Origin of the sequence: Streptomyces flavofungini (assembly GCF_041028215.1) — a bacterium.
In the GTDB taxonomy this organism is placed as follows: Bacteria; Actinomycetota; Actinomycetes; order Streptomycetales; family Streptomycetaceae; genus Streptomyces; species Streptomyces flavofungini_B.
Window position 1 is genome coordinate 1 of the sequence record NZ_JASKYR010001406.1, and the last position, 767, is coordinate 767.

Annotated in this window: 1 pseudogene; it reads right to left on the reverse strand. The window is 72.2% G+C overall.

Annotated features, from left to right (window positions below):
* Positions 1-652: pseudogene (locus AB8Z36_RS41335) on the reverse strand (MFS transporter); the annotation flags it as partial.
* Positions 653-767: the final 115 nt, after the last annotated feature.

Below are 767 nucleotides of genomic sequence, written 5' to 3' on the forward strand. Positions count from 1 at the left end.
TGCGCGGTGCGATCAGCCCGRCACCGGCCGCGGCCGCGAGGGCGGCACCGAAGACGGCCAGGAACGCCGTGCTGTCGACTCCCGCCCCTACATGGGCGGCGTTGAAGAGCGTCCCGGCCAGGGTCACGAGCAGGACGCTGGACAGGCTGTCGGACAGTTGCAGGGAGGCCGAGTTGCGCCCCTGACGGTGCACCGGTGAGTACTCAAGGGTGAGGACACCGATACCGGGCAGCAGCAGCCCCATCCCGAACCCGGCCACGGCGAGCCCGACGGCCACGGTCACCGCGGGGGCCCCGCTCAGCGCACCGCTCAGGGTGACGGCCACCCCGGCTCCCTCGATCAGCGCGCCGACGAGGACGACCCGTTCGCGCGGCCAGGGCAGCCGCGGATGGCCTTGCAGCCAGGACCCCGCGAACCAGGTGAGTGCCGCGCCGGTCAGCGACATTCCGGCCGCCCCGGCCGACCAGTCCCGTTCGTTGATCAGCATGAGCGGGATGTAGGTCTCGACCGTGAAGTAGGCCGCCGAGGCCACCCCGCGCAGCAGCACCAGCGCGGGGATGCCGCGCCGCGCGGCCAGTGTGCCCGCGGGAAGCAGATGCCGTATGCAGGCGATGAGCAGCAGCAGGCCCGCACCGGCCGCGCGGCGCGGCATCCCCGCGCTGGTGCTGCTGCGCGGGGTGGCCTCGGCGGCCTACTTCACGGTCGAGACCTACATCCGGTCCCGTTCGTTGATCAGCATGAGCGGGATGTAGGTCTCGACCGTGAAG